We start from the raw sequence: 24946 nt of genomic DNA on the forward strand, positions 1-24946 counted from the left end.
AATTTCAAATTTTTAGATTCAAGCCATTTGCGACTTGAACCTTCATAAGAAGAAACTGTTTTGTTAGGCATAAAATGTAGTAAATTTTGTATCGAAAAAAGGACATGGGCCCACGGGGATTTGAACCCCGGATCTTCGCCGTGTAAGGGCGACGTCATAACCGACCTGGACTATGAGCCCAGAAATCTACCTTGTTAAAATCCATTTAAACTTTCAGACAAGAGAAAATCTAGAAATTTGATAAAAAATTAAGAAAATCATGGATGTTTTCAGTTTTTTTTCTAGTCCAATTGGTTTAGGTCATGTGACTCGTGATATTGCAATTGTGAATAATTTTGAAAATATTTCAACAAATTTTGTCACAGGAAGTGGTGCTGCAAAAATTCTAAAAAAATTAAATTATAATGTCCAAGATGCATACAATCCTCCTTCATTTATTATTGAAAATGGATCTCTAAAGAATCCTGCAAAATGGTTATGGAATTATTATCAATATTATAGAGACTGTAAAAATATTTCAGATAAAATCCTGCATAAAGACAAATCCAATTTAGTTATTAGTGATGAAGATTTTGCATCGCTCATCATGGCACAAAAAATGAAAATTCCAACAGTACTAGTTACAGATATCTTAGAAACTCATTTTACTAAAGGAATTGGATCGTTTATAGAAAAAAAGATGAACAAATCAATGCAAGACATTATTAAAAAATGTGACATGGTAATTATTCCTGAAATAGGCAATGATCAAGACAATATTAAGAGAGTTGGACCTATTGTTAGAGAAACTAATAACACTAGAGACGAGTTAAGGAAAAAATTTTCTTTTGAAAAAAAGACAATAATTATTTCTGTAGGAGGAACTGATGCAGGATTGTTTCTAATTGAAAAAGCAATAAAAGATATTTCAAAAATCAATCAAGACATAGATGTGGTTTTAGTTTCAGGTCCAGCAATAAGTAAAAAATTTGATAATGTGAAAAATCTGGGATTTGTTGATAATTTACATGAATTAATTTTTGCAGCAGATTTGCTTATTTCATTAGCAGGAAAATCAACCATAGATGAGGCAAATGCATATGGAACTCCTGCAATATTCATACCAATCAAAGGGCATTTTGAACAAGAAGATAATGCAAAAGAAGAAGGATTTGAATTCGAAGACATAAACAGATTAGAAGAATTGATTTTGGAAAAAATAGAGGCCAAAAGAAATCAAGTAAATACAAATGGTGCTAAAGTTGCAGCTGAAATTATTCAGAAATTGATGGATTAACAACCTAATGCTTAATAGAAGGTCATTTAGTTTTGATAAAATACTATGACTAATCTAATAGTTGCCAAATTTGGCGGTAGTGCTATAGGTAGAAATGGTGAGACAATTCCAAAAATTATTCAAAGAATTTTAGATTTAAGAGTAGATTCAAAAGTAATTGCAGTTTTTTCTGCACCTTTAACGGTTCATAATGAAAAAAAGCGTTCATTGACGGATGTCATTTTAGAACAGGGCAAAAATGCAGAAAATGGAATAAAACCATCTTTAGATATTGTAAGATCAACTTATCAAAAAATTCTAGAGATGGTTGATGAGAATAATAGAGAAAAATGTAAGAAAACGATTGACTTTCACCTAGAAAAGGCACAAAAAGCACTTGATGAGGCATTTAACAATAAAGAATTTGTCAATGAGGTACGTTCAAAGGCATTAGCATTTTCAGGAGAAATTTTGATGTCGCATGTAATGGCCTACATTCTAAGAAGCAATGGTATCAAAACTGAAGCAGTAGAATTTAAGGATTGGCCAATAATCACTGATCATAATATAGAATTTACAAATTTTCTCGCAGTAGAATCTAGAGAAAGAATGGACAAAGTAGCAGAATTGGTAGAAAACAATCAAGTAATAACCATCGGGGGATTTATTGGTAAAACAGTTGATGGTATAACTACGACATATGAGCGTGGGGGTTCAGATAGAACAGCAGCTGATTTAGGCATATTGTTTCATAAAAAATATGAAACCAGCATAGATTTTGAAAAAGATAGTGCAGTAGTTTCTGCAGATCCAAAAGTAGTAGATTCTAAATTAAGAGAAGTAGTTCAATTATCATATAATGAAGCAAGATTGGCAGGAATGTTCGGAATGAAAATTTTAGATCCGATTGCAATTAAAGAGATTGTCGAGAATGGAGTAGACATGCCAATTATAATTACAAATATGAAAAACCCTGAAAAAATTACTATAATTAAAAGAAATCTTCAAGAGCAAAAAGGACATCCAATCAAAATAGTAACAGGGAAAAAAAATTGTGCAATATTTAGAATTGAAACAAACTCAATTCAGAGATTATTGACATCTTTAGAAAAAGACAAGCATTATAGTGAATTTGTCATTTTGTCACCATTTACAAAAGACGGGATAGAATTCTCCAGAATATTATTCTTAGATGGGGAATATGTTAAGAGAAACGAAAAATATCTTTTAGCGTTTGATTCACTTGCCACGATTACATACAACAGAGGAGTCATTACATTGATTGGAGATGAGATGTGGAGGGTTCAGCAAGTAGCTTCTAGAACCAGTGCAAAGATTGGTGAATCAGGATTAAACATTTTGAATATGGATGCACAGGAAGAAACATCACGAATAATCATTGTTGTAGAAGATTCACATGATAACATCACAAAAGCTATCAAAGCAGTCCACCAAGAAATTTCAAAGATTAATTTTATTTAATGTAAAAGTGGCGTTACGGGCTTTCACCTGTAAACGCCATCATGGGTTTGTTCTTGGACCTTTATCTAGAGTTAGTCCGGCGTTACCCAAAACACGCATACTATTGGTTACAATTCATAGTATTTAGAGATGATCTATATAGATCCATTCACATACGCTCAGCTGCAAACCACAAAATGATTCCAATTCCTAGTATGGCATACCACTTGAAATTTTTCTTATTCATGAAAATATTGGATGAGCCTAGATCTTCATCTTTGTATGCAGTCAGACGGATTTTCCTCATTTCAAATGCCTGACCAACCAGGCCTACAACAAGACACACAATACCAGCAAAACCCAGAATCCACTCCATACTTGAATTAATGATTAATGAGATATGAAGTTTGAGATTCTTTAACAACAAAAAAAGATAATTCTTTAAATTAGCATTGTTTTTTTGCTCTCCTATGCAAGAAATTGGAAAAATATGGATGAATGGAAAACTAGTTCCATTCAAAGATGCCAAAGTTCATGTATTAACTCATGCCTTACATTATTCAACATCAATTTTTGAAGGGATCAGATGTTATGACACACCAAATGGATCAGCAATTTTTAGATTGCCTGAACATGTTGATCGATTTTTCAAATCTGCTAAACTCTATTCAATGAAAATGCAGTTCTCAAAAAAAGTAATTTCAGATGCAATCATTCAAACTGTAAAAGCAGGAAGACTCAAAGAATCATACATTAGACCATTAGCATATTATGGATATGGAACAATGGGATTGACACCTACTACCAATAATGTAGATGTTTCAATTTCATGTTGGGAATGGAAGATGGGAGAATCAAAAGCAGGTAAATTTTCAGGAGCAAAATGCAAAGTATCAAGCTGGACAAAAATTGATTCAAGATCCCAACCAATGCAAGCAAAAGCTGCATCAAACTATGCAAATGCAGCTCTTGCAAGAATGGAGGCATTAGACAACGGGTATGATGAAGCAATAATGCTAAACTATCACGGTAAAGTTGCAGAAGGTAGCGCAGAGAATATTTTCATAATCAAAGACGACATTATTCAAACACCACCTCTTTCAGCAGGAGGATTAGAAGGAATTACTAGAGATAGCATTATACAAATGATTAAAAAGAACGGAGGATTCGTAATTGAACGTGATCTAGAGCGAGATGATCTTTATAACGCAGATGAAGTTTTCATGACAGGAACAGCAGCTGAAGTAAAATCTGTAACTCAAATTGACAAAGTAAAGATTGGAAACGGGAAAATGGGAAGTATCACCAAAGCATTACAAAAATCATTTTCAGATGTAGTGATGGGAAAAGATGAAAGATTCTTGCCATGGTTGACATTTATCTAGATTCCACGAGGTTTTTTACCCACAAGATAGACTAGAAAATATGGATTCATGTGCAACTGGAGATACACAAGAAATATGCTGGTTTTGTAGAAAAGGTCGTCATGATGATTGTATGAAAGAGATTCCTACTCAAGGAAAATCAGATGGACCTCATGATTGTACTTTTGATACAAAACTTGTTCTATGCAAATGTCAGCATTAAACAACTAGTATCAAATACAGCTTTGTTTGAAAAATTTTATGAATTATAATGAAGAATTTTGGAACAAATACTCTGATGAAAACGAAGTAAGGTATAATGAAGAATTTTCTAAATTTGTTCGAGATTTAGCAACTTCTTTGAGATGTACAAGTATTCTAGAGATTGGGTGCGGTACAGGAATTGATTTAAGGCTATTTCCGAATACATTTCAAGTCCATGGTGTAGATTTAAATGATAATGCATTAAGCATTGCAAAAGAAAAACAACCCATTGCAGACTTTAAAAAAGGATCTATTACTGAATTGGCATTTGATGATAATTCAGTAGACTTTGTGTTTACACATGGATTAATGAATTACTTGGATGATGATACACTTGAAAAAGGAATTGCAGAGATGTTTAGAGTTGCATGTAAATACATAATGAATTGTGAAAAGTTTGAAGAAAATGAAAAACAAATCGACGAAAATCAAAAGTTTCGTAATATGAAAAAAAGATGGCTTGAATATAATGTGAAATTTATTAGTAATGTAGACATGCATGAAGATATAGAACCTGAAAAGTCCAGATTCACTTTATTAAAAAAATTGTAATTTTATCTATTTTTACGTTCAACAGAAGATATTTTTGGTAGTATTATAGTAAAAGTTGTAGGATTATTTGTTATGCTGATTTCTTCTCATGTTGTTTAATGGTATTTTTACAACTTGCCAAACCTAATCCATTATAGAAAAGTAGGTAATTATACAATAACTTAGGTCTCGATACTTTACAGAAGAAAATTACAAGCCTTGTTGACTTTACAGTACCATAATGAGCAATATGTAATAATCAACACTGACTTGTTCTTTAATAATAAAGTATGATTGTATTATTTAGGCATGAAAGATACTATTTTAGTTGTAGAAGATGATTCAGATCTAATTATAATTTACAAAGAGATTCTAGAAATGCATGAATTTAATGTTGAAACGGCATTAGACGGCATATAAGGAGTAAAAAAATTCAGAATTCAAACCACACCTAGTAATCATAGATGGAGACATGCCATTTTAGATGGATGCCAAGCATTCAAATCAAAGAAATTGACAAAAAGGCAAATGTGGTAATTGTTACTGGATTTTCAGAATTTGACTCAAAAAATAAAGATGTAATCAAACAAAGATTAATCAAAATCATTTCAAAACCATTAGGAGTAAACGAATTGCTTGCTCTTGCAAAAAAATACAATCAGATTAAAGCTTGAAAAAGAATTCAACAACATTATCAAATCTAAAAATTTATTTCAAAATTAAAGAGCGGGTCTAAAGGGATTCGGACCCTTGACAACCGGATTAAGAGTCCGGTGCGCTACCTGGCTGCGCCATAGACCCACCAAAATAGATAGGCCTAGAGTTGTTATTAATCTTAAGATTTTAAAATAAATGAAAATTTTTAGTTTTGTGCTTTAGCTTCAATTTCATTGTACTTTTCAATGATTGCTGTAAGTGCAGTTGAAACTGGAACATCGTTCATCTTTTTCTTTTCGGCTAGAAGTTTTTGGTATGCATCTAGTGTAATGTATACTGGAATTGAACCGTTTCCTTCTAGTAGTCCTCTAACGTTGTATAGAGCAGTTTCCATTCCTTTCTCAGCAGATTTTGCAAACTTTGCTTTATCCAAAATTGCTCCTAAAGGACCAAATGGCATCTCATAATCTACTGACATGGTTACTCTTGTGAGATTATTACCTAATGCTTTGAATTCGTTGGTAATTTGCCAGTTCTTGAAAGGACCTTCAATTTGTTTGGCAGTGATTTTCTCATTTCTGATGAATTCAGTTGTTTCACAATCCCACTCTAAACGTTTTCCGCTAAAGTCACCGATAACTCTAAAAGTTGTACCAACACCCATGCCTTCTTTGATGTCCATAGGAACTACAGTCATACCTACAGTGTCATTTTTGATTTGATCAGAAACATGTTCTGGTCTTGCAAAGTAGGTAAAAACATTCTCTACAGGTGTCTTGATATCGATTGATTTTGTAACGAGGGTCAACGATTGAGTTTCTTGCCAATAAGGATTTAAAGGTTTTGAAGATTTTCCTGAAGAAATAGACTTACAATATATTCATCCATAGCATACAGTAAATTGAATGACTAAAAAGCGATCAGGTTTTTTGATCTTTATTTTGATATTTTCATCATTTTCAGGATTTAGTTCAGCATATGCACATTCCATGTTTAATTCTGCTGAGCAGTCATATGGCAATTATAGAGTCCAAGTGGCCACAGCCCCAGAATTTCCACAAATTGATGAACCATCTCAATTTCTCATCAAAGTCACTAAAGGATTTGATTATGAAGAAGTAGATCGTTTTACAATGGGGATCAGAGTCTTTTATCATGATCAGCAAGTAGATGCCATTCCACCTACCTCAATAGAGGGATCCCATTGGGATTTTGATTATGTTTGGAGGAATGTGGGAAATCATATTGTTAAAGTGGATTTGTATGATATGGAAGGAACTGAGGGGGTTTTGACTTATACATTTAACATGGGAACACAAAGTCCATTTGGAGTAATATTCATTGGTGCAATTACTACAGGCGCTTTGGTATTTGTAGGGGTAATGTTGTATATTTACTTGCCAAAAATACTAAGAAAAGCTAAGCAGTAATTGTTTTAGAAGACTTTGTAATTCTAAATGCAAATATCACAGTTAACAACACCATAGCAAATAGCCATATTCCAATGCCCAAGTGAATTGCAACTAGTACTGCATGTAGTTTTGTGTCAATGACTAGAGCTCCTAATGTAATTTGTGTAATTACTAAACCTGTTGCAAGTGAACTAGTAATTTTTATTTTCGAGTCTGAATTTTTGTTGATTAGACTTGCAACCATAGTAGCAATAATCAACACCCCAGTAGTTGCAGCAACTGTTCTATGAATCCATTCAATAAGATATTCTTCAGAGGGCATTACTCCATTAGGACATAGAGGCCATTCAGGACAAGTCAAACCTAGGCCAGCTGCTGAAATATATCCACCAATAAACATCAATGAATACAAAACAATCAATGTTGCTAATGCTAGATATTGAATGGCCAAAATTTCTCTACTAGTTTACTGTAACAATACCTGTCATCCATGGATGGACCATACAAAAGTAAGGGTATTCACCTGCTTCATCTAATGTAACTGAGAATGTGCCACCTGCCATAAACAAACTGCTATCAAAGATTCCATCAGGACCGCCTGCTGGTGTTCCACTTGTAACTGTATGAGCTGCTGAATCATCATTTGACCAAGTAATTTCTTCACCTGCTGAAACTATAACATGGTATGGAATGTAACATTCGTTTGTTGCATCACATCCAGGAACTCCAGAACCTTCTGGTAGAGATATCACTCCATCATATGCTACTGGTTCTGATACTGCAACTTCTTTCTTTACCTCTGGTTCTGGTGCCTGCACTTCTTGTAGAACCTCTGGTTCTGGTGCAGCTTTCATAATCTCTTCTTCAACTGAAACATCACCTACAATGATTTTACCTACCATTCCTTGTTCTCTATGACCTGGAACTGTACAAATGTAATAATAAACTCCTTCTTCACCTGCAACAAACTCGGATGTTCCAGCCTGGCCTGGTTTAAGAGGATTGGATGCAGTTGCAACTTCACTTCCTGGAATAATTCCTCCAAATCCTTCTTCTTGGGCAGTCACACCAAAGGAGTGGAATGATCTACCATCATTGACAACATCAAAGACAACCTTGTCTCCAACTTCCATATTGATTGTTGGATTGTTATCAGGATCTCCTGGTAATGCGTTAAATGCCAAAGTCCTAAAGTCTGATGATTCAATAAATGAAAGAGCAGACATTATAGTTGCTCCAGTGTGTGCTGCTGGACCTGCTGACGCAGAATCTCCAGCCATCATTGCTACAACTGGGGCTGGTTCTGATATCCAATAGTCCCACATTCCAAAGAAGATTGCTCCACCTACAATGCAGATACCCAACATGATTATCATCATTTTTCCAGTTCTAGCTGGAGTTGTTCTGTAAATTTGGGAATTATCGTGACTCATTTCATAAATCTCCTAATGTGATGGGTTCTTTGCCTCAAATGGATAATAGTATTTCCCACCGACTCCAAATGGATCTTCGGTATTTGCAGGTTTTCCTCTTGCAGAACTGTAAATCATGTTTGCTAAGAATATTGCCATACTGACACCAATAATCATTGCACCAACTGTTGCAATTTGGTTCATAGCAATCCATTCTGGGATTGGTGGATAATCAAAAATTCTTCTTGGCATTCCATACAAGCCAAGTACGTGTTGTGTAAAGAATACCAATACAGTACCAACAAAGGACATGATAAAGTGAATCTTACCCATTGTTTCATTGTACATTCTTCCAGTCACATATGGGAACATGTAGTATAGGAATCCAATTGAACCAAATGCAATTGTTCCCATCACAAAGAGATGGAAGTGTCCAACTACCCAGTATGTATCGTGTGTTGTAAAGTCTAACGGCATAGCGGCATTTGCAACACCACCTGCACCTGCAGAGAAGAATAATGCAATACCACCAACAGACCACATCATTGGTGTTAAGAACTTGATTCTTCCATTCCACATTGTTGCTACAAAGTTGAATACGTGCATCGCAGATGCAGGAACTGCTGCTAGAGTTCCTACCATGAATACGGTTTTTTCTGTAAATGACATTCCGGTTGCATACATGTGGTGTGCCCATGATGAGAAACCGACAATAGATAGCAAAACAAATGCAAAGACACCAGAGTTGTAACTGTAAATTGGTTTTCTTGAGAATCTTGGAATTATTTCATACATCATACCAATTGCAGGAATTACCAGTACATACACCTCAGGATGGAATGTAAACCAGAACAAGTGTGCATATGCTATTGGATCTCCTCCCATTGCAGGATTGAAGAATCCACTTACACCAAGTCTGTCAGTAAGTAGCATTAAGAGCGCTGCAGCAAATGTTGGAATTGCGACAAGGATAATCAAAGATGAGGATAAGAAAGACCATGCCAACAATGGAACTTGTCCAATTGACATGTCTGGATGTTTACATTTTAGAATTGTAACGATAAAGTTGATTGCTCCTAATACGGATGAAATACCTAGAATCTTTAATCCAAAAATCCACATGTCAGCAGCTGGACCAGGAGCACTGATGATAGAGTATGGCGGTGTTGCATACCAAGTAAAGTCTGCAAAGCCTAGCCAGATGAGTGCTCCACCAGGAGGAATCATCCAAAATGCAATTGCATTGAGTTTTGGATATGCCATGTCTTTGTATCTAACCATAATTGGAACATAATAGTTACCAACTGCAGATGCAAATGGAATGATAAACAAAAAGATTAACGTTGTTCCATGAACTGTAAAAATTCTGTTAAAGGTCATTGCATCACCAATAATTTGTGCACCTGGTAAGAACAACTCTGCTCTGATTGCAAGAGCCAATGCTCCACCTAAGAACAAGAATCCTAGGGATGTAATTAGATAAAGTAAACCTACATCAGTATGATGTGTTGAAAACATTATTTGCCAAATTGGACGTGGCTTTTGTAATTCAAGAACCATTAGTTAATCTCCTCAATGTTTACCAATGAAAGTTGTGATAAAAGCGTTGTCAAGATGATGGATCCTCCACAATCAATTTTCCTCTCATGTTATAGTGAATCAATCCACAGTATTCTCTGCATTGAATGTCATGTTCTCCTGCATCAGTTGGAGCAAACCACACTGTGTTTACTCTGCCAGGAATCGCATCCATCAAAACTACATAATCGTGAATATTAAAAGAATGATTAACGTCTTTAGAGTGAATTTCAAATTTGTAAGCTTTACCAACTTCTACATGTAGTTCACCGGTTTCTTTAGTTCCATCTTCATGTTCAAAAGTCCAGAACCATTGCTGACCAGTTACAATAATCGTTTCAGCATCTTCTGGGGAATGTTCAACTAATCGTTCTGCTTCCCAAGCTTCGGCACCTACCCAAACCATTAGAGCTACAACAACACCGATGTAAATCCATTCAGGCCAATTAGAGTGTCCTCCCATGATTACCAGTCCGTGCCCTCATATGGTGTTGGCTTTGCTTTAGGATGAGATTCTCTGAATCTCCAGCATTGCCAAATAATTGTTCCAGATACTACTGCACCAACAGTAAATCCGACTGTCATTAATCGATAAAATAAATTCCAAATAACTACTCTACGATCAAGATATTCACCAGGCTCATCACCAGCTGCAAATACCAAGTCTACAGCTGGAACTATCATTAAAACTGCCAATACCAAAAGCAACCCAACGAATTTCTTCATAGTAATTGAATGACGTGAACTATAATTTCTATTTAAGGGTTTTCAAGATTATTAGCTACCAACCCTGATCGAATCGAGAAGGATGCATTACATTCAATCCAGAAAGGGAGAATTTCCGTTCTTTTTCCCTAAAGATGTTAAGAGAGGCATTTGCAATGATCAGTTCAAAGAGATTAGTAGCAGATAAATCGACAATTGTTGAAAGCATTGCTTTTATTGGATCCATATGGGTCACTAGGACAACATTTTCGTCTGGATGTTTTTCAGCTACATGATTTACTATTCCTAAAACTCGTTTTTTGACTTGATCAAATGTTTCTACTCCATTGTGAGCAATTTCCAATTCACCTTTATAGAATTTCATAAAGACATTACCATGACTAGTAAAGATCTTATCATAAGGCATTCCAGTAAATTTTCCCATATCAAGTTCAATTAAACGATCATCAATTGTTACATCAATTGAATTATGTTTTCCAACAATTTCAGCAGTGTGTTTTGCTCTTTGAATGGGACTAGAATAAATTGCTGAGACATTCATGTGTTCAAGTAATTCAGCAGTATGTTCTGCTTGTTTGATTCCAGTTTCAGTTAATGGGATACCTTCTGTTCGTCCAGCTAGAATTCTTTCAGTGTTATTTTTAGCTTGTCCATGTCTAAGAAAGATAATCTGTCCCAATTTGATCGATTTTCAAATAAAGATAATAATAACATTGTTAGATAGATAAATCATGAAAATAGGAATTATCGGTGGAACTGGTGGAATGGGTAAAGGATTTGCTTTGAGATGGTCACAAAACAATGATGTAATAGTTGGCTCTAGAGATGCTGCAAGAGCATCAGATTCAGCTGTAGAATATACAAACTTGGCAAAAGAAGCATTTGGTGAAATCAAAGGATCAATTACAGGAAATGATAATGTTTCAGTTGCAAAAGAAAGTGATGTTTTAATTTTATCAATTCCATATGAGAATATTGATTCTGTATGTTCAGGAATTTTATCACAAGTCAAAGATAGTTGTGTTGTAGTATCACCAATTGTTCCAATGACAAAAACAGATGTAGGGTTTGAATGCGTTTCAATTAAAGAAAACAAACCATTCTCATACAAACTTGTCTCAGAACATATGAAAGATAAATCAAAACTTGTTTCAGCATTTCATGTAATTTCTGAAAAAAAACTTGTCAATCCAACTCTAGAACTAGATTATGATATCTTTGTTTGTGGAGATGATATGGAATCAGTTACAGTTGTAAATAGCTTAATTGATCAAATCAAAGGATTAAGATCAATATACTTGGGACCAATCGAATTATCATATCTTGCAGAAATGTCTACCCCATTGTTGCTCAATGCGATGATTAGAAACAAGATAAAGAATCCAGGCATCAAAATTATCTGAGTCTCATTTATCATGAGTCACGAGTATTATAGACGGGGCAGAAATTGGTTTACAGCCATAGGTGTGTTGTTTTGCGTGATGGGAGGAATAGTTCTTGTTCAACAATTATTGATTTGGGGAATAGATTTTGTGGGAGATTTTTTGTTTAATGCTGAATTTACAAACGAAAAAGTTTCAGTTGCAATGATATGTTTTGGATTTTTTATGATAGCATTAGGATTTAGAAAACATGAACAAAAAATATGAATTTCTATCAGAACAAAAAATATTACATTTAGCTACAATAGGCAAGAACAAAACCCCCCATATCTCACCAGTTTGGTATAGGTATAGTAGTAAAAAATTCTATATTGGGACAAACACAAGCAGGCAAAAAATTAAAAACATCAAAAAAAACAGCAGAGTTTCATTTTGTGTAGATGTAGGGATTAATGCTCCAAATATCTATGGAGTGATGGGGCAAGGAAATGCCAATCTTATTTTAGAAAATTCCAAAGTTAAATCAATCGCAAAAAAGATTCTTTTGCGATATTTTAAGACACTTGAGAACAAATCAGCAATAGAATTACTAGATGATACTGATTGTATTATTGAGATAATTCCAGATAAAGTTACAGTTTGGAATTACTGAGTTACAAATTCTTCAATTTTATTCATTGCTGAATCTAATATTTTGAGATCAGGAAGATATACTAGTCTGAAATGTCCACTGCCGTATTTTTCTCCAAATCCAGAACCATGAACAGTAAGCACACCTTTTTCTTCCAATAATTTTGTAACAAATTCTTTGTCAGTTCCAAATCTAATATCTTCAATTTTTGGAAATGCATAAAATGATCCCTTTGGATTCGGACATGATAATCCAGGTATTTCATTTAGTCGTTTAACAACAAAATCTCGATGTTTCTTCATTTCTGAAACAAAGGTGCCAATGTAATCCTGAGGTCCGCGAAGAGATTCCAAAGCTGCATATTGTACAGGAAGACTAGTTGCAATTCTCACTCTTGCTAATTTTGGAAGATGTTCACGTAATTGTTCAAGTTGCGGTGATTGATTAAATGCAATGTAGCCTATTCTCCAACCAGACATTAGGTGTACTTTTGAGAATCCGTTTAGAACAATAACTGGAGAGTCTCCGGCAACTTTTCCAATTCCTACAAATTTTTCATCAAATACGATTTGATCATAAATCTCATCACAGATGATGTAGAGATTGTGCTGATTTGCAATATTTACTAGTTCTTTGAGTGCATTTTCATTAAACACAACACCTGTTGGATTATTTGGGCTGATTAGACATATAGCTATAGTCTTTGATGTGATTTTGGATTTTATATCTTCAATATCAGGAGTTGAATTATTCAGATCTACTGCAAACTCTACAGGAACACCACCATGTAATCTAACGTATGAAGCATATGGAGGATAGTAAGGTCCTGGAAGCAATACCTCATCTCCTTCTTCAACAATCGATGAAATCACCATATCAAGTCCTTCTGAAACTCCATTAGTGATCAAAATATCATCAGCTCCAATTGATAGTCCTTTTACATTTTCTTTTTTAGCGATCTCTTGTCTTAATTCTAAAAGACCTTCAGATGTCGAATAGAAATTATCTCCTCTGTTAATTGCATCAATCAAAGCTTGTTTTACATTATTTGGAGGTTGAAATCCAAACTGGACAGGATCACCAATGTTAAGATAATCAACTTGTATTCCTTTTTGTTCTACTTTTCTAGCAGCAAGTACGATATCTCTAATTGCATATTCTACTCCAACAACTTTTTTTGATACCTTCAAAGTATCTAGACAGATATTTACACCTGTTAAAATCTTACTTGTTTGGACTCGTTGCACAGTCTGGATAGTGCGAGCGGCTTCGAACCGCTAGGTCGAGGGATCGAAGCCCTCCGAGTCCTTTAGATTATCTTATAAAGTAAATAATTTCTCAGCATGATGAATTGAAGATATCTCCATTCAAAATTGGATTGATATTGATAATAATAGGAATAGTTTGGACAGTGATTATTTTTGATGAGACTGGAAAAAAATATGATGCAGTAGTTCTCAAAGAATCAAGTTCTTTTCAAACAAAACAGGAATTTTCAGGTATAGGTATAGGATATTTCAAATTATACATGCCTGAATTTTCAGGAGAAGAAGTGTTTGTTCAGATTTTAGATACGAAAGATAATGTGATTCAAGAACAAATGGTTCAGACAAAAATGTCAGTAGGATATTTTGATTTTAATGAAGACGGCAAATATACAATGAAAATTACAAACATTGGAAAAAACCCAATTAATCTAAAAACAGAATTTGGAAATACAAACTCTCAGAAAATGTTTGCATCAGGGATAATGATATTTGTTGGAGCAATAATCATTATGATAGTATCATACGTTAAAATTAAAAATTATAGTATAGAGCAACCAGAGGAAAATATTTCATAGATTTGGATACATTGGATTGTATGTCCAAAGAATAATACTAGATTAAAAATCAGCCAAGTTGTAAAAAATAAAAATGCTATAATCGAGAAAGGCAAGAATATTTTGAGTCTTGTATGCTCTCTATTTTTTAATATCAATACTGCCCCCAATGATGCAAGAACTAGTCCTAACTCTAGTGGTTGATGCGACCATGAAATTAATCCATCAATTCCAAAAACATCATGAGACAAAGAATCACCAAAGCCTGAAACAATCTGTAAGATAGATCCTAAAATTACCAGTTTGATTCCAGTTTTTAGAGAACCGCGAACTGATTTTCTAATTACTAGTATGCCTCCCATTATTGCTGCACAACTAGTCATGGAAACTCCAAAATACACTACAACATGAGAAGGACTCCAAAAGAATTCAGGTTCTTTTTGAATATGAGATATGGCATCCCAAAATCCCGCTGAAACAATCACAATAGGACCAATTACTGCTAAAATTGATGCAAGTGAAACAAGCGTACTAGATTTTGCAATTGCTGAATTTGATAATTTTTGAATCAGTTTCATTTTGTTTTTATAATATTATTGGATTATTTGAGATATTGTAAGAGTAACATTTGAAAAATTCAACATGATAGGTAATTTTATGAATTAACTATATTAGATGAGACAATCTAGTCTGATTATGAGTCCAGGTATAGGATTGATGAAGAGGCGCCTAGAAAAAGAAAAAGATGCAATTGCACTGGCAATTTCAGGCATTGCAAAAAAATATGATGTAAAACCAGAAGATATCAAAACATTGGAAACAAAGTATCATAATGATGCAGGGGATTGGTATGTTGCATTAGGATGGAATGAGAAAAAGGCGATAATTCAGATGGATTCAGTGTTAGGTATAATAACAGAAATCAAAGAAATTTAATTATCAAGAGTTTTTTAAAATATTATGAACAGAGCAATTGTTCTTGGAGGTTCCCGCGGAATAGGAAAAGCAATTTCTGATTCACTAAAATCAATAGATATTGATGTTTTTGCAACATCAAAAAATGATATTGATACATCAAATTTAGACAGCGTTAGAAAATTTTTAGAAAAACATAATGAAACAGAGATTCTTGTTTTAAACACAGGAGGGCCTGCGCCAAAACCTTTCTTGACTGTTACAGAAAAAGATTGGAAACTATACCACAATCAACTATTTCTGGGGTTTGTCACCATTCTACAGAAAATCAAAGTTAATGATGGAGGATATATCTTTTTGATTAGTTCTAATGTAATCAAAGAGCCAAATTCAAAATTGATAATATCTTCAGCATACCGTGCTGCATTTGCTGAAGTTTTCAAGGTATTAAGCAAAGAATATGCTCAAAAAAACATCAGTTGCATCAACATTGCACCAGGTCCAATCAACACAAATAGAACTCAGGAATTAATTGAGAACATACAAGAATTTGAAAAGACATTGCCTATGAGGAGACTAGGTGAGCCTGAAGAGATTGGAAATTTTGTAAAATCTATAATTGAAAACAAAATAAAATATCTTTCAGGAGTTACAATAAACTTTGATGGTGCAAATTCAAACTATATTTTTTAAGATTATTTTTTAAATTCAACATTTGGTGTGTCTGGTTGACCTGCAATTGCAATGAGTCCACCTTCACGTAATTGTTGCAATAACTGCATGACTTCTTTTTCAACTTGATTTCTTTGCAATCCAGTTTGCTGTGCAAATACTTCAACTAGTTCTGTTACTTTACGCTGACCATTACAAGACTTCCAAAAATCTACAATTGCCTGATTGACCATAAATCCCTGATCATGTTCATTAGCTAGTACCATAGAACCGTCTTCTTGTTGCACTAGTTTGCCAACTCCTTGAGGTAATGCAGTTTCATAGTTAATTGGTGCAGGAGTATTCATTGCTGCACCCATGTTTTTGATTTTCATTTTCCCCTCCTCAGTCATTTTATCCATTGTCCATGCAGGCTCCCAGACGATATCTATTTTGACATTATTCACTCCAGGAACTTTTTTTGCGTATCTTGTTGCGTCCTGAACAAGAGTTTCATGTAATGGACAACCTTGTGTAGTCATTGTCATTTTGATGTTTACATCATTGTTTTCTGTAACATCAATTCCATAGATTAATCCCATTTCCACAATGTTTAGAGGGACTTCAGGATCCATGCATTGTTTCAAAGAATCCTCAATTGCCTGAACAGAGACAGTACTCATATTGTATGCAGCAGTTTGAAAAACAATAAAAACTTTCTAATTATTAGCTTCAAATAATTTTGGGATGGATTCTTCATAGGGTGCAGTAGCCACGCCTTTTTCAGTAATTATTCCTGTAATTAGTTCAGGTGGAGTCATATCAAATGCTGGATTTATTACTCCAATATCATCAGGTGCAGTTTTTTTATCTCCAATTCCTGTAACTTCCGCTCCATTACGCATCTCTATAATGACATCTTCAGCCTTTGTTTGCAAATCAATGGTAGATAATGGTGCTGCCACATAAAATGGAATCCCATGTTGTTTTGCCATTGTTGCCACTTGATAAGTTCCAATCTTGTTGAATACATGACCTGTCTTTACAATTCTATCAGCTCCAACTACAACTTTGTTTACTAGTCCATTTGCCATTGAATATCCAACTGCAGTGTCTGGAATTAGACTAACATCAAATCCATCATGTTTTAACTCAAATGCAGTTAATCTTGAGCCCTGTTGAATTGGTCTAGTCTCAGTTGCAATTACTTTGACATTTTTTCCACTCTCTCTAGTTGCTCTAATTACACCTAATGCTGTTCCATATGCAACAGTAGCTAGTGCTCCTGCATTACAGTGAGTCATTATAGTATCATTATCATCAAAAAGAACAGAGCCATTCTTCCCCATTACTTTGTTTATTTCAATATCTTCCTCGGCCATTTTTTTAGCTTCAGAAATTACTAATTGTTTAATCTGTTCAACTGAGTTTCCAGACTTCGCAATATTCATGACTTTCTTTAACCCCCAACCTAAGTTTACTGCAGTAGGTCTAGTTGCAAAAAGAATTTTTCTTGCACTATCTAAATCTGAAATTAATTCATCCTTTGTTGTGGCTTTACTTTGTAAAACTGCCAATGCCAATCCAAATGCCCCAGAAACACCTATTGCAGGAGCGCCCCTTACTATCAAATTTTTAATAGCATTTGCTACTTGATTAAAATCGTCATATTCTACAAAAACAAGTTCGTTAGGTAACTTGGTTTGATCAATCATTATTACCTTATTATCTTTCCAATCTACTGTTCTTAACGAAGGATGGATTTGGATATCGATATTTTCCATTTAAGATAGAATTTTTAGAACTATATTTAAAATCAACCTAAGAAATTTTTATCAAATGTTATATCCTCATCTGATTTTTTAAAAGTACTTGCTTGATTTGCTAACATTACAAAAATTTGACAGTCAAAAAATGTATGAGGTTTACGATAGATGGCCAGAAATTGCCCAAGAATCCTATAATGCATCGTTAGAAGCAATAAAATTTCAAGGTATAGATCATATAGTTTTTGCAGGTATGGGTGGTTCTGGTGCTATTGGTTCAATATTTTCCTCAATTTTATCAAAAACAAATATTCATGTTTCAATTGTAAAAGGGTATATTTTACCAAAAACTGTTGATTCGGATACTCTTGTTGTGACTACTAGCGTTTCTGGTGATACTGATGAAACTTTGACAATACTAAATTCTGCAAGCAGACAAGATTGCAAGGTCATCTCTTTCTCATCAGGAGGGAAAATGGAAAAATTTTGTATGAAGAAGAAAATAGACTATAGAAAAATTCCCAAAATACATTCCCCTAGAGGATCATTTACGAGATTTTTGTATTCTATGTTAAAGGTGTTAAATCCTGTAATACCTATTCCTGCAAACGATATTTCTGAGTCAATAATCGAGATGAAGAAATTAAGCAGTAGTATAAATTCAGAAAATTTAACAGCAGATAATCCTGCATTAAATTTAGCAGAGTGGATATCAGGAATTCCATTAATTTATTATCCTGCAGGATTGCAAGCAGCTGCAGTCAGATTCAAAAATTCACTACAAGAAAATACAAAAATGCATGCAATAACAGAAGATGTGGTTGAATCATCCCACAATGGTATTGTTTCATGGGAACAACAAAGTAGTGTAATTCCAATAATGATTGAGGGAGCTGATGATTATATCAAGACGAAAGAAAGGTGGGAAATCCTAAAGAGATTTTTTAATGGGAGAAATATAGAATATAGAGAAATTTTCTCAGGAGATGGCAATATTTTAACAAAATTAATGAGATTGGTGTATCTTTTAGACTATGCTTCAATTTACAGAGCAGTATTATCAGAAATTGATCCAACACCTGTAGAATCAATCAATTTTATTAAAAATAATTTGTAATTTTTACCACTATTTCGAATCATATGATTGTTTTATCTGAACATATTTTTTGACGATTGATTTAGCATTTTAATTTTCTTCTAGTCCAAATTATTGATTTTATCAATTTACCAAAAGGATTCTTCATCAATCAATAAAAAATTGAACAATATACAATGTTATCCAATAAAACTTTGTAACGTTTTTGGTTAATTTCTCAGAAATTTATGAATTTCTTCTGAGAATTGTCACATTTCATCATTATCCATATCGTAATCTCTAAACATACTATTACTAAGATGCACATAATTAGATAACCAATGCTATTGAGGAATTATTTTTTAATCAAATATTTTAAAATTAGATATTCACTATCTTCTAAGTTCGCATATTATTGATTCGAATAATTGACGAGTTTTCTGATCAATGATGTAAGTGATCCCAAGATAAACAGCAGCACAAAGGATTAATTGTAAAAGTAATGGAGGTAAGAATTTGAAAATACTGCTATCATAAGTTATCAGATAATTAGATGTCAGAAAATAGACAGATGCTAATCCCAAAGATGCAAATAAATATTTTAAGAAATTAGAGGTTGGAAATTTGAATTGAATATGTTTTTTTGTTAAAAATATCACAAAAATAAAGAAGGGAACTTCAACAATTAGAGAAAGGGCAGCCCACATTGTCACAAGTTCATTTTCAGGTAAATTTTGAGATGAAAGTAAAACTAACAGAAGGGTAAAAACCGCAAGATAGATTCCTATTTTTATGTATCTGATTGTAGGAATAAATATCAGTTTGCTTTTTGCTAGTTCAGAAAATGTTGAATTTTCTTTCAAATCAATTTTTTCTATTGCTAACAATGAAGTTTGAAGTGTTAAACCTAATGTAAAGAAAAATGTCTTAAAAGCAAGTAAAATCACAACAAATGATGATTCTTGATATATTGGATTTAGCAAAAAAAGAATAGGTTTAGAAAAAATTATGGATATAGTCAATAAGGGAATTGCAAAGTATAACAAAAGTGCAAAGTTTTCTTGCATATGTTTGGATTTGCCTCCTCCGAGTAATTTTGAATAAAGACCTTGAGAAATTAGATTGGAATGATATGTAAGGAAAGCTATTGTATTTGAAACACTAAAGAAAGCAAGACCAACAACAGAACCCATAATGATCGAATATAGTAAAATATCTAACCACTGAAGCATGTCAGGAAATGTCGAATACATTGACACCCAAGAGTTTTTGAGCCATCTTTTAACAACATCTAGATTGAATCTATTCCGGATATCTTCCCTAGTAAGAAAAACCTGAATGCTGATTTTTAGAATATTTGCAATTAAGAGTGCAAAAATTGCTCCATCTAGACCCATCTGAAGGAAATATACAAAAGATAAACCTGTGGGAATTTTTGATATTTCAAATGCTATTATGCCATAACTGATAACTTGAGGTTTGGTACCAAGATTTATTGCAGTTATTCCTTTGTTTATAAGATATACTGGTACAAGAATTGTTGCCAAAATCATCGAGCTTAGAATTGCATTACTAGTGTCTGCAATCACAAAGACAATTACTAGGAAAATTGGAATGCATAAAATTGAATATACAATACTTGAATAAACAGTTGTTCGGCCAATTTTTTCACCTCTTGCTATCTGTCTTACTGTCCAATAAGTGATCACACCTTCACCAATTATGAAGTAAGTGATAATATTTCCAATCAAAGACCATGTACCGAATTCTTCAACAGATAGTTGACGGGTGACGATTGTTGTGAATATTAATCCAGTAAATACACTAGAAAGAGCTACTGCAAAAGCTATAAGTCCAGAATATGTTACTCTAACATTGTTCATTATCAGTACTTGATTATAGAGGTTTTAAGCATAATTCATTGTCTTTAGTTTTACTAGATAGACTTTCGATTTGTTGATTTATTGAAATAGATTTGGAAATACTTAAAAACATAAGATCGTTTACAAACAAAACTTTGATATTATTTTTCTTTTAATTTCATTGAATTGAAATTTACATACATCTGATGCAATATCATATTTTTTAACACGTAAATGTAAATAACCTAAAAGCATGTTCATTGCTCCTTTTGGATTATTTTTAATTGTCAAAGTAATTCGGCCTATTGCATATAACGGGTGATATCCTAGTGCCCTCATTGCTTTACCATAACTTTTGTAATTAGTAGTTTTCCCAGTTGGTCTTTGCGACCAGCTAACAGCATTTCTAACAACTTGAATTTTATATGACTCAATAAGTGCCTTATAGACAATATAACTTTCAAATCCATACCAAGTAGGATAATGTAATCCTAATTTTTTCCAAAAATCATATTTTATGATTCTGCCTGAACCTCTAGGAGAGGTGTCTCTCTGTGATTCGCCGTTGATTATACCAGATGTAATAACAAGTGATCTATTTGCATCCATAATTGCAATAAGTTTGGACATATAATCAGGTGGAAGTATATGATCAGCACCAAGTATCATAACATATTGGCATTCATTATCAAGTATGTTTTCTAATCCTTTGTTAATTACATATGCTAAAATTGGTTGGCCGGTAGCTCTAAATCCCCTATCATCAAGATCAAGGACTTCAACATGAGATTTTTTTGCAATGTCATGAGTATTATCAGTGGATCCGTCATTAACGACGATTATTCTATATGGAGTCAAAGTTTGTTTTTTTAGAGCTGCCAAGGTAAAGTTTAAAAATTGACTCTCATTTCTAGCAGGAATTATTACAATAACTTTTTTGTCTATGTTATTCAAATTAACATCAACATAAATTTAGATTGAGCATGTATGAATTGACCTATTCATTACCGTACAATAAATAATCTTTGTTAACTTCATAGACAAATACTCCAATTACTGGTCCAATTTTCTGTTCTGTAAAAGAGGATGAAGCATAAACTAATAGAAATGGACCATTACCATCAGAAGGATATTTTATGTTATCTGTATATACAGCAGTAAAACCAGGAATGTGCTCTAGTGAGTGTTGATTGTTGTTATTCGGGTTTATGTAGCCTACCAGAGAAAATGGAAACATTTTACTAAGTAATGTTTCATTCCAAAAATAATCGGTTCCGCTAATTCCATCGGAATAAAGATATTTTTCCAGTGGTGCACCAACTATACGCATAAACCATTGTTTCTTTGATTCATCGCCTCCTCCAGAGAGAGTATGAAGAGATTTTTCATCTTGAAAGTTCAATTTTTGTCCAGCAACAAAAACTATCATAGTCGCTCTTCATTTCTTGAAGCATTTTCCATGCATCTTTAGGAATACTAAGGAATATTTCAGATATTTTTGAATTTGTGATGTATTAATTGTAGCATTATCTACCATAGTTCTTTGAGACATTGTGGATATCCAATAGCCATAATCCCACCACGAGGCAATTACTGAATCTGGCGGAGTGTTTATCTTTATCCATTCTAAGGTTTACTTTCAATCATTTGTTGAAACAGAATATGTAGGTCCGCCATTCAAGATTGTTGGCGGGGTATTAATAGAAGTAATCCAATTTCCATTTGCAGGAAATGTCAAGGGAATAACAATTAGAATTATTATTACCATACTAAAAGAAATCTTTAACATATTACCTTGAATTGGGTAGATTAGTTTTTTGTAGTGCATTATCTCCCTTGTAAGAATTGATAGACCAATAGAAGAAAGAATGATTATAGAGATTGAGGCAAAAAGTTCTAACCTTACAAAAGCGGAGCTTACATATGATCCGGTTAGTGCAAAAATTATGACTACCGTTAATAAGCCAACAACTACTGGAAATAAAATTGTGAAGTCATATAATGAAAAGTCATCTCCAAAAAGTTGATAAGTTACTGCAGTTGTTATATGTAACATTACTTGTGAACTTCCGGACACATTACGTCCTTCTGGATACCAGCTCATATTAGCATGCCACTGAAAATATTCAGAAAGACCGTTTTCTACAATAAATTGAGTGGCACGGAAATTAAAAAAAAGAATCAAATTCATTTGATTCAAACCCATATTCCGCAGGTTGATAACGAATTAGAAAAGAGATAGAAAATGCTAGAATTAATATTCCAAGTATTAATGGATGATTTATCTTAAAATCAAGATTCTTTATTTTAAATAATTGAAATTGTGTAATCAACAAGTTTGTTTGAGACTGAATAGTTTACTCTTTTTAAAAAGAATAATGGATTTTTTAAGAATTAGATTTACATTGTTGCTTGTGCTGCATCATGGAACATCTGACTCTTTGCACAGCCAGCAGCAAGTTCATCACCTGCTCCACGTCTCATTAGACCTCTATATAGACCGTCTTCTAATTTGACACCTTCTCTTTCTTCCCATTCCTCTACAGTGATAGAGTATTTCTTTTGGATTCTGTCTCTGTACCATTCTGGGATTACATTAAATGCACAAAATGGGACTATTCTGAGATCTGGAGTCACATAGTGAATATCACATCTTTGTAGTCTTTCCAAGTCTTCATTGTATTTGTCTTGAAAGTGCATCATGCCAAGGAACAATCCTTTGACGTGCCATGAACCAACTGAATCAAATGATCTCTTCATGAGTATGTTGCCAAACATCTTGGCCAAGTCTAATCCTGCTGGTTGTTTCTTTGTATCAACAAAGCCTTTGAGTTTTCTTACAACTTCAAGCATTGTAAAATACTTATTTTTACCAGAACGGATTTCCTCTGCTTTATCTTCAAATAATTCTAACATTCCTTGAATGTCACAGAATTTAGTTAATGGGACAAACTTCTTTGTATCTGCATCCTCAAAGATGTATGTTCCTGCACCACAAGCAAAATGAATCGATAATTCATATTTTGGTTTGCTTGAGAATGCTTCAATTACATTGGTTAGTGGCATGCAACTTGGAACTGGGAACCAGTCATCAACAGTTACTTCACCGTTTGTTTGTTCTTCTATTCTTTGGACACAATCAGGAACTGTGATTCTGTATTTTTCACGTTCGGATTTACCCATTCTTCCAGTTAATGATACTGGTTGAAAGTTAACAGCATGGACTACATCCATGTTCTTTTGTGCATATCTGATAATTCCACCTAGTTCGTGATCGTTAATTGATTTGATTACTGTTGGGACAAATACTACAGTAGTACCTGTTTTTCTGCAACTATCAAGAGCATATGGAATTTCCCAGTGGTTCTTTGGGTTTGTTCTTGCAGTTACACCGTCAAATGAAAGATACAGGTTATTACATCCAGCAAGTCTTACTTCTCTTGCAGCTTCTGGATCCATTGCATGTCTGATACCATTGGTATTCATTTGAATATGGTCAACACCTTCTTCTTTCATAATTTTGATAACATCAGCAATATCTTCTCTAAGCATTGGTTCACCACCAGTGATTTGCATAGAATTTCCTGGAATTGGTCTTTCTGCTCTGAGAGTCTTCATCATGCTTCTAACTTGAGTATGGTCTGGCTCGTACATGTAAGCACCTTCAAGGCCTTTCTTTACATAAAAGAAACAGTACCAGCATGTCAAGTCACATCTGTTAGTTACAATCATGTTTGCTAGTCCACTGTGAGACAGATGGTTTGAGCATAATCCACAGTTATTTGGACATGAACACTTGTCAATCATTACGTTTGGAGAATGGGCACCTTTACCATCCATCCAATATGTACTGAATTTCTTGTACATTTCATAAGAACCAAAGTATAATTCCTCACATTCACCGTGAGTTGGACATACCTTTGACATGAAAACTTGATTGTCTCTCTCAAAAACTTCAGCATCCAGAATCATGTTACAGTCTGGACAGATACTTTGAGTGAATCTAATTGTGGATTTTTTACCTAAATTTTTAGTTGATTGATTTGATATCTGAATTAGTGCCATTATGTAATTGAAATTTTTCTGAGATAGTATATAATCGATTTCATACTTGCCCCCGGGTGGAATTTAGGAGGTAGGCATACCTGATTTAAATATCAAAACTGATCGACTAGATCGCAG

General features: G+C 33.7%; 31 protein-coding genes and 3 tRNA genes. 15 read left to right on the forward strand and 19 right to left on the reverse strand.

Annotation, left to right across the window (positions count from 1 at the left end; all coding sequences use genetic code 11):
- Positions 1 to 105 precede the first annotated feature (105 nt).
- Positions 106 to 180 (reverse strand) — tRNA-Val (locus OEW78_RS02515).
- A gap of 79 nt (positions 181 to 259) precedes the next feature.
- On the opposite strand from OEW78_RS02515, the gene OEW78_RS02520 reads away from it, so the two are divergent.
- On the forward strand, positions 260 to 1276 hold the full coding sequence (locus tag OEW78_RS02520; RefSeq protein WP_300323581.1) for a glycosyltransferase: 1017 nt from the start codon (positions 260 to 262) through the stop codon (positions 1274 to 1276).
- Positions 1277 to 1321: 45 nt separating this feature from the next.
- Positions 1322 to 2737 (forward strand): aspartate kinase, encoded by a 1416-nt coding sequence (locus tag OEW78_RS02525; protein WP_300323584.1) that lies wholly within the window; start codon positions 1322 to 1324, stop codon positions 2735 to 2737.
- Between the two features lie 148 nt (positions 2738 to 2885).
- Here OEW78_RS02525 and OEW78_RS02530 read toward each other — a convergent pair whose 3' ends face one another.
- Positions 2886 to 3092 (reverse strand): hypothetical protein, encoded by a 207-nt coding sequence (locus OEW78_RS02530; RefSeq protein ID WP_300323586.1) that lies wholly within the window; start codon positions 3090 to 3092, stop codon positions 2886 to 2888.
- A 94-nt stretch (positions 3093 to 3186) separates the two neighbouring features.
- Here OEW78_RS02530 and OEW78_RS02535 point away from each other — a divergent pair, with 94 nt between their 5' ends.
- The 4 genes from OEW78_RS02535 (at position 3187) to OEW78_RS02550 (ending at position 5549) form a co-directional block, all read left to right on the forward strand.
- Positions 3187 to 4101, forward strand: a complete 915-nt coding sequence (locus OEW78_RS02535) for a branched-chain amino acid transaminase (RefSeq protein ID WP_300323589.1) — start codon at positions 3187 to 3189, stop codon at positions 4099 to 4101.
- Positions 4102 to 4141: 40 nt separating this feature from the next.
- Entirely contained in the window at positions 4142 to 4303 is a 162-nt protein-coding gene (locus OEW78_RS02540) for a hypothetical protein (protein ID WP_300323591.1), read from the forward strand.
- A 38-nt stretch (positions 4304 to 4341) separates the two neighbouring features.
- Positions 4342 to 4896: a class I SAM-dependent methyltransferase gene (locus OEW78_RS02545; protein ID WP_300323594.1), complete on the forward strand. Its 555-nt coding sequence runs from the start codon at positions 4342 to 4344 to the stop codon at positions 4894 to 4896.
- A gap of 467 nt (positions 4897 to 5363) precedes the next feature.
- Entirely contained in the window at positions 5364 to 5549 is a 186-nt protein-coding gene (locus OEW78_RS02550; RefSeq protein ID WP_300323597.1) for a hypothetical protein, read from the forward strand.
- 53 nt (positions 5550 to 5602) lie between these two features.
- Here the strand turns inward: OEW78_RS02550 and OEW78_RS02555 are convergent.
- Positions 5603 to 5676, reverse strand: a tRNA-Lys gene (locus tag OEW78_RS02555).
- Between the two features lie 61 nt (positions 5677 to 5737).
- Positions 5738 to 6340, reverse strand: coding sequence for an SRPBCC family protein (locus OEW78_RS02560; RefSeq protein ID WP_300323600.1), 603 nt, complete (start codon positions 6338 to 6340; stop codon positions 5738 to 5740).
- Between the two features lie 97 nt (positions 6341 to 6437).
- On the opposite strand from OEW78_RS02560, the gene OEW78_RS02565 reads away from it, so the two are divergent.
- On the forward strand, positions 6438 to 6962 hold the full coding sequence (locus tag OEW78_RS02565; protein ID WP_300323603.1) for a hypothetical protein: 525 nt from the start codon (positions 6438 to 6440) through the stop codon (positions 6960 to 6962).
- Here OEW78_RS02565 and OEW78_RS02570 read toward each other — a convergent pair.
- From OEW78_RS02570 to OEW78_RS02595, 6 genes are read right to left on the reverse strand one after another with little or no spacing between them, the layout of a single operon-like run.
- Positions 6952 to 7395: a COX15/CtaA family protein gene (locus OEW78_RS02570; RefSeq protein WP_300323605.1), complete on the reverse strand. Its 444-nt coding sequence runs from the start codon at positions 7393 to 7395 to the stop codon at positions 6952 to 6954. The two genes, OEW78_RS02565 and OEW78_RS02570, sit on opposite strands and share 11 nt — an antisense overlap.
- 10 nt (positions 7396 to 7405) lie before the next feature.
- On the reverse strand, positions 7406 to 8377 hold the full coding sequence (locus OEW78_RS02575; RefSeq protein ID WP_300323607.1) for a plastocyanin/azurin family copper-binding protein: 972 nt from the start codon (positions 8375 to 8377) through the stop codon (positions 7406 to 7408).
- A gap of 12 nt (positions 8378 to 8389) precedes the next feature.
- The gene (locus OEW78_RS02580) at positions 8390 to 9916 is read right to left on the reverse strand and encodes a cbb3-type cytochrome c oxidase subunit I (RefSeq protein ID WP_300323609.1); all 1527 of its coding nucleotides are present in this window, start codon (positions 9914 to 9916) and stop codon (positions 8390 to 8392) included.
- 49 nt (positions 9917 to 9965) lie between these two features.
- A complete protein-coding gene (locus tag OEW78_RS02585) occupies positions 9966 to 10397 on the reverse strand; it encodes a cupredoxin domain-containing protein (protein WP_300323612.1) in 432 nt (143 codons plus the stop codon).
- A gap of 2 nt (positions 10398 to 10399) precedes the next feature.
- The gene (locus tag OEW78_RS02590) at positions 10400 to 10660 is read right to left on the reverse strand and encodes a heme transporter CcmC (protein ID WP_300323615.1); all 261 of its coding nucleotides are present in this window, start codon (positions 10658 to 10660) and stop codon (positions 10400 to 10402) included.
- Positions 10661 to 10715: 55 nt separating this feature from the next.
- Positions 10716 to 11339: a histidine phosphatase family protein gene (locus tag OEW78_RS02595; protein WP_300323618.1), complete on the reverse strand. Its 624-nt coding sequence runs from the start codon at positions 11337 to 11339 to the stop codon at positions 10716 to 10718.
- A 52-nt stretch (positions 11340 to 11391) separates the two neighbouring features.
- On the opposite strand from OEW78_RS02595, the gene npdG reads away from it, so the two are divergent.
- The 3 genes from npdG to OEW78_RS02610 are packed head-to-tail and all read left to right on the forward strand — an operon-like array spanning position 11392 to position 12694.
- Positions 11392 to 12063, forward strand: coding sequence for an NADPH-dependent F420 reductase (npdG, locus tag OEW78_RS02600; protein ID WP_300323621.1), 672 nt, complete (start codon positions 11392 to 11394; stop codon positions 12061 to 12063).
- A 12-nt stretch (positions 12064 to 12075) separates the two neighbouring features.
- Positions 12076 to 12309, forward strand: coding sequence for a hypothetical protein (locus OEW78_RS02605; RefSeq protein WP_300323624.1), 234 nt, complete (start codon positions 12076 to 12078; stop codon positions 12307 to 12309).
- Entirely contained in the window at positions 12293 to 12694 is a 402-nt protein-coding gene (locus OEW78_RS02610) for a pyridoxamine 5'-phosphate oxidase family protein (protein ID WP_300323627.1), read from the forward strand. Before OEW78_RS02605 ends, OEW78_RS02610 begins: the two co-directional genes overlap by 17 nt.
- Here OEW78_RS02610 and OEW78_RS02615 read toward each other — a convergent pair.
- Positions 12688 to 13863 (reverse strand): aminotransferase class I/II-fold pyridoxal phosphate-dependent enzyme, encoded by a 1176-nt coding sequence (locus OEW78_RS02615; RefSeq protein ID WP_300323629.1) that lies wholly within the window; start codon positions 13861 to 13863, stop codon positions 12688 to 12690. The genes OEW78_RS02610 and OEW78_RS02615 overlap by 7 nt on opposite strands.
- 44 nt (positions 13864 to 13907) lie before the next feature.
- Between OEW78_RS02615 and OEW78_RS02620 the strand changes: the two genes are divergently transcribed.
- Positions 13908 to 13982: transfer RNA gene (locus tag OEW78_RS02620), tRNA-Arg, on the forward strand.
- 42 nt (positions 13983 to 14024) lie between these two features.
- Positions 14025 to 14516: a hypothetical protein gene (locus tag OEW78_RS02625; RefSeq protein WP_300323631.1), complete on the forward strand. Its 492-nt coding sequence runs from the start codon at positions 14025 to 14027 to the stop codon at positions 14514 to 14516.
- On the opposite strand, the gene OEW78_RS02630 is transcribed toward OEW78_RS02625, so the two are convergent.
- On the reverse strand, positions 14480 to 15073 hold the full coding sequence (locus OEW78_RS02630; protein WP_300323634.1) for a hypothetical protein: 594 nt from the start codon (positions 15071 to 15073) through the stop codon (positions 14480 to 14482). The genes OEW78_RS02625 and OEW78_RS02630 overlap by 37 nt on opposite strands.
- Before the next feature lie 118 nt (positions 15074 to 15191).
- Between OEW78_RS02630 and OEW78_RS02635 the strand changes: the two genes are divergently transcribed.
- Both OEW78_RS02635 and OEW78_RS02640 read left to right on the forward strand, forming a co-directional pair.
- On the forward strand, positions 15192 to 15431 hold the full coding sequence (locus OEW78_RS02635; protein ID WP_300323637.1) for a hypothetical protein: 240 nt from the start codon (positions 15192 to 15194) through the stop codon (positions 15429 to 15431).
- 24 nt (positions 15432 to 15455) lie between these two features.
- The gene (locus tag OEW78_RS02640; protein ID WP_300323640.1) at positions 15456 to 16103 is read left to right on the forward strand and encodes an SDR family oxidoreductase; all 648 of its coding nucleotides are present in this window, start codon (positions 15456 to 15458) and stop codon (positions 16101 to 16103) included.
- 2 nt (positions 16104 to 16105) lie between these two features.
- On the opposite strand, the gene OEW78_RS02645 is transcribed toward OEW78_RS02640, so the two are convergent.
- Both OEW78_RS02645 and mtnA read right to left on the reverse strand, forming a co-directional pair.
- A complete protein-coding gene (locus tag OEW78_RS02645; protein ID WP_300323643.1) occupies positions 16106 to 16744 on the reverse strand; it encodes a PqqD family peptide modification chaperone in 639 nt (212 codons plus the stop codon).
- 36 nt (positions 16745 to 16780) lie between these two features.
- Complete coding sequence (gene mtnA / locus OEW78_RS02650; RefSeq protein ID WP_300323646.1) at positions 16781 to 17845, reverse strand: S-methyl-5-thioribose-1-phosphate isomerase; 1065 nt, start codon at positions 17843 to 17845, stop codon at positions 16781 to 16783.
- An 88-nt stretch (positions 17846 to 17933) separates the two neighbouring features.
- Here mtnA and OEW78_RS02655 point away from each other — a divergent pair, with 88 nt between their 5' ends.
- On the forward strand, positions 17934 to 18944 hold the full coding sequence (locus OEW78_RS02655; RefSeq protein ID WP_300323649.1) for an SIS domain-containing protein: 1011 nt from the start codon (positions 17934 to 17936) through the stop codon (positions 18942 to 18944).
- A 350-nt stretch (positions 18945 to 19294) separates the two neighbouring features.
- Here OEW78_RS02655 and OEW78_RS02660 read toward each other — a convergent pair whose 3' ends face one another.
- From OEW78_RS02660 to tes, 5 genes are all read right to left on the reverse strand, one after another.
- Positions 19295 to 20785: a hypothetical protein gene (locus tag OEW78_RS02660; protein ID WP_300323652.1), complete on the reverse strand. Its 1491-nt coding sequence runs from the start codon at positions 20783 to 20785 to the stop codon at positions 19295 to 19297.
- 120 nt (positions 20786 to 20905) lie between these two features.
- Positions 20906 to 21718, reverse strand: coding sequence for a glycosyltransferase family A protein (locus tag OEW78_RS02665; RefSeq protein WP_300323655.1), 813 nt, complete (start codon positions 21716 to 21718; stop codon positions 20906 to 20908).
- Positions 21719 to 21761: 43 nt separating this feature from the next.
- A complete protein-coding gene (locus tag OEW78_RS02670; RefSeq protein WP_300323658.1) occupies positions 21762 to 22193 on the reverse strand; it encodes a hypothetical protein in 432 nt (143 codons plus the stop codon).
- Positions 22194 to 22403: 210 nt separating this feature from the next.
- Positions 22404 to 22970 carry an STT3 domain-containing protein gene (locus OEW78_RS02675; protein ID WP_300323661.1) on the reverse strand — a complete coding sequence of 189 codons (567 nt, stop codon included), beginning with the start codon at positions 22968 to 22970 and terminating at the stop codon, positions 22404 to 22406.
- A 194-nt stretch (positions 22971 to 23164) separates the two neighbouring features.
- Positions 23165 to 24829, reverse strand: a complete 1665-nt coding sequence (gene tes, locus OEW78_RS02680) for a tetraether lipid synthase Tes (RefSeq protein ID WP_300323666.1) — start codon at positions 24827 to 24829, stop codon at positions 23165 to 23167.
- Positions 24830 to 24946: the final 117 nt, after the last annotated feature.

Origin of the sequence: Candidatus Nitrosopumilus sp. (genome assembly GCF_029882185.1) — an archaeon.
Taxonomy (GTDB): domain Archaea; phylum Thermoproteota; class Nitrososphaeria; order Nitrososphaerales; family Nitrosopumilaceae; genus Nitrosopumilus.

Bases quoted from the DNA above. Each gene is read 5' to 3' on its own strand.
- OEW78_RS02520 (WP_300323581.1), top strand. From the start codon at position 260: ATGGATGTTTTCAGTTTTTTTTCTAGTCCAATTGGTTTAGGTCATGTG.
- OEW78_RS02525 (WP_300323584.1), top strand. From the start codon at position 1,322: ATGACTAATCTAATAGTTGCCAAATTTGGCGGTAGTGCTATAGGTAGA.
- OEW78_RS02530 (WP_300323586.1), bottom strand. From the start codon at position 3,092: ATGGAGTGGATTCTGGGTTTTGCTGGTATTGTGTGTCTTGTTGTAGGC.
- OEW78_RS02535 (WP_300323589.1), top strand. From the start codon at position 3,187: ATGCAAGAAATTGGAAAAATATGGATGAATGGAAAACTAGTTCCATTC.
- OEW78_RS02540 (WP_300323591.1), top strand. From the start codon at position 4,142: ATGGATTCATGTGCAACTGGAGATACACAAGAAATATGCTGGTTTTGT.
- OEW78_RS02545 (WP_300323594.1), top strand. From the start codon at position 4,342: ATGAATTATAATGAAGAATTTTGGAACAAATACTCTGATGAAAACGAA.
- OEW78_RS02550 (WP_300323597.1), top strand. From the start codon at position 5,364: ATGCCAAGCATTCAAATCAAAGAAATTGACAAAAAGGCAAATGTGGTA.
- OEW78_RS02565 (WP_300323603.1), top strand. From the start codon at position 6,438: ATGACTAAAAAGCGATCAGGTTTTTTGATCTTTATTTTGATATTTTCA.
- OEW78_RS02575 (WP_300323607.1), bottom strand. From the start codon at position 8,377: ATGAGTCACGATAATTCCCAAATTTACAGAACAACTCCAGCTAGAACT.
- OEW78_RS02580 (WP_300323609.1), bottom strand. From the start codon at position 9,916: ATGGTTCTTGAATTACAAAAGCCACGTCCAATTTGGCAAATAATGTTT.
- OEW78_RS02585 (WP_300323612.1), bottom strand. From the start codon at position 10,397: ATGGGAGGACACTCTAATTGGCCTGAATGGATTTACATCGGTGTTGTT.
- OEW78_RS02590 (WP_300323615.1), bottom strand. From the start codon at position 10,660: ATGAAGAAATTCGTTGGGTTGCTTTTGGTATTGGCAGTTTTAATGATA.
- npdG (WP_300323621.1), top strand. From the start codon at position 11,392: ATGAAAATAGGAATTATCGGTGGAACTGGTGGAATGGGTAAAGGATTT.
- OEW78_RS02605 (WP_300323624.1), top strand. From the start codon at position 12,076: ATGAGTCACGAGTATTATAGACGGGGCAGAAATTGGTTTACAGCCATA.
- OEW78_RS02610 (WP_300323627.1), top strand. From the start codon at position 12,293: ATGAACAAAAAATATGAATTTCTATCAGAACAAAAAATATTACATTTA.
- OEW78_RS02630 (WP_300323634.1), bottom strand. From the start codon at position 15,073: ATGAAACTGATTCAAAAATTATCAAATTCAGCAATTGCAAAATCTAGT.
- OEW78_RS02635 (WP_300323637.1), top strand. From the start codon at position 15,192: ATGAGTCCAGGTATAGGATTGATGAAGAGGCGCCTAGAAAAAGAAAAA.
- OEW78_RS02640 (WP_300323640.1), top strand. From the start codon at position 15,456: ATGAACAGAGCAATTGTTCTTGGAGGTTCCCGCGGAATAGGAAAAGCA.
- OEW78_RS02645 (WP_300323643.1), bottom strand. From the start codon at position 16,744: ATGAGTACTGTCTCTGTTCAGGCAATTGAGGATTCTTTGAAACAATGC.
- mtnA (WP_300323646.1), bottom strand. From the start codon at position 17,845: ATGGAAAATATCGATATCCAAATCCATCCTTCGTTAAGAACAGTAGAT.
- OEW78_RS02660 (WP_300323652.1), bottom strand. From the start codon at position 20,785: ATGAACAATGTTAGAGTAACATATTCTGGACTTATAGCTTTTGCAGTA.
- OEW78_RS02670 (WP_300323658.1), bottom strand. From the start codon at position 22,193: ATGATAGTTTTTGTTGCTGGACAAAAATTGAACTTTCAAGATGAAAAA.
- OEW78_RS02675 (WP_300323661.1), bottom strand. From the start codon at position 22,970: ATGGGTTTGAATCAAATGAATTTGATTCTTTTTTTTAATTTCCGTGCC.
- tes (WP_300323666.1), bottom strand. From the start codon at position 24,829: ATGGCACTAATTCAGATATCAAATCAATCAACTAAAAATTTAGGTAAA.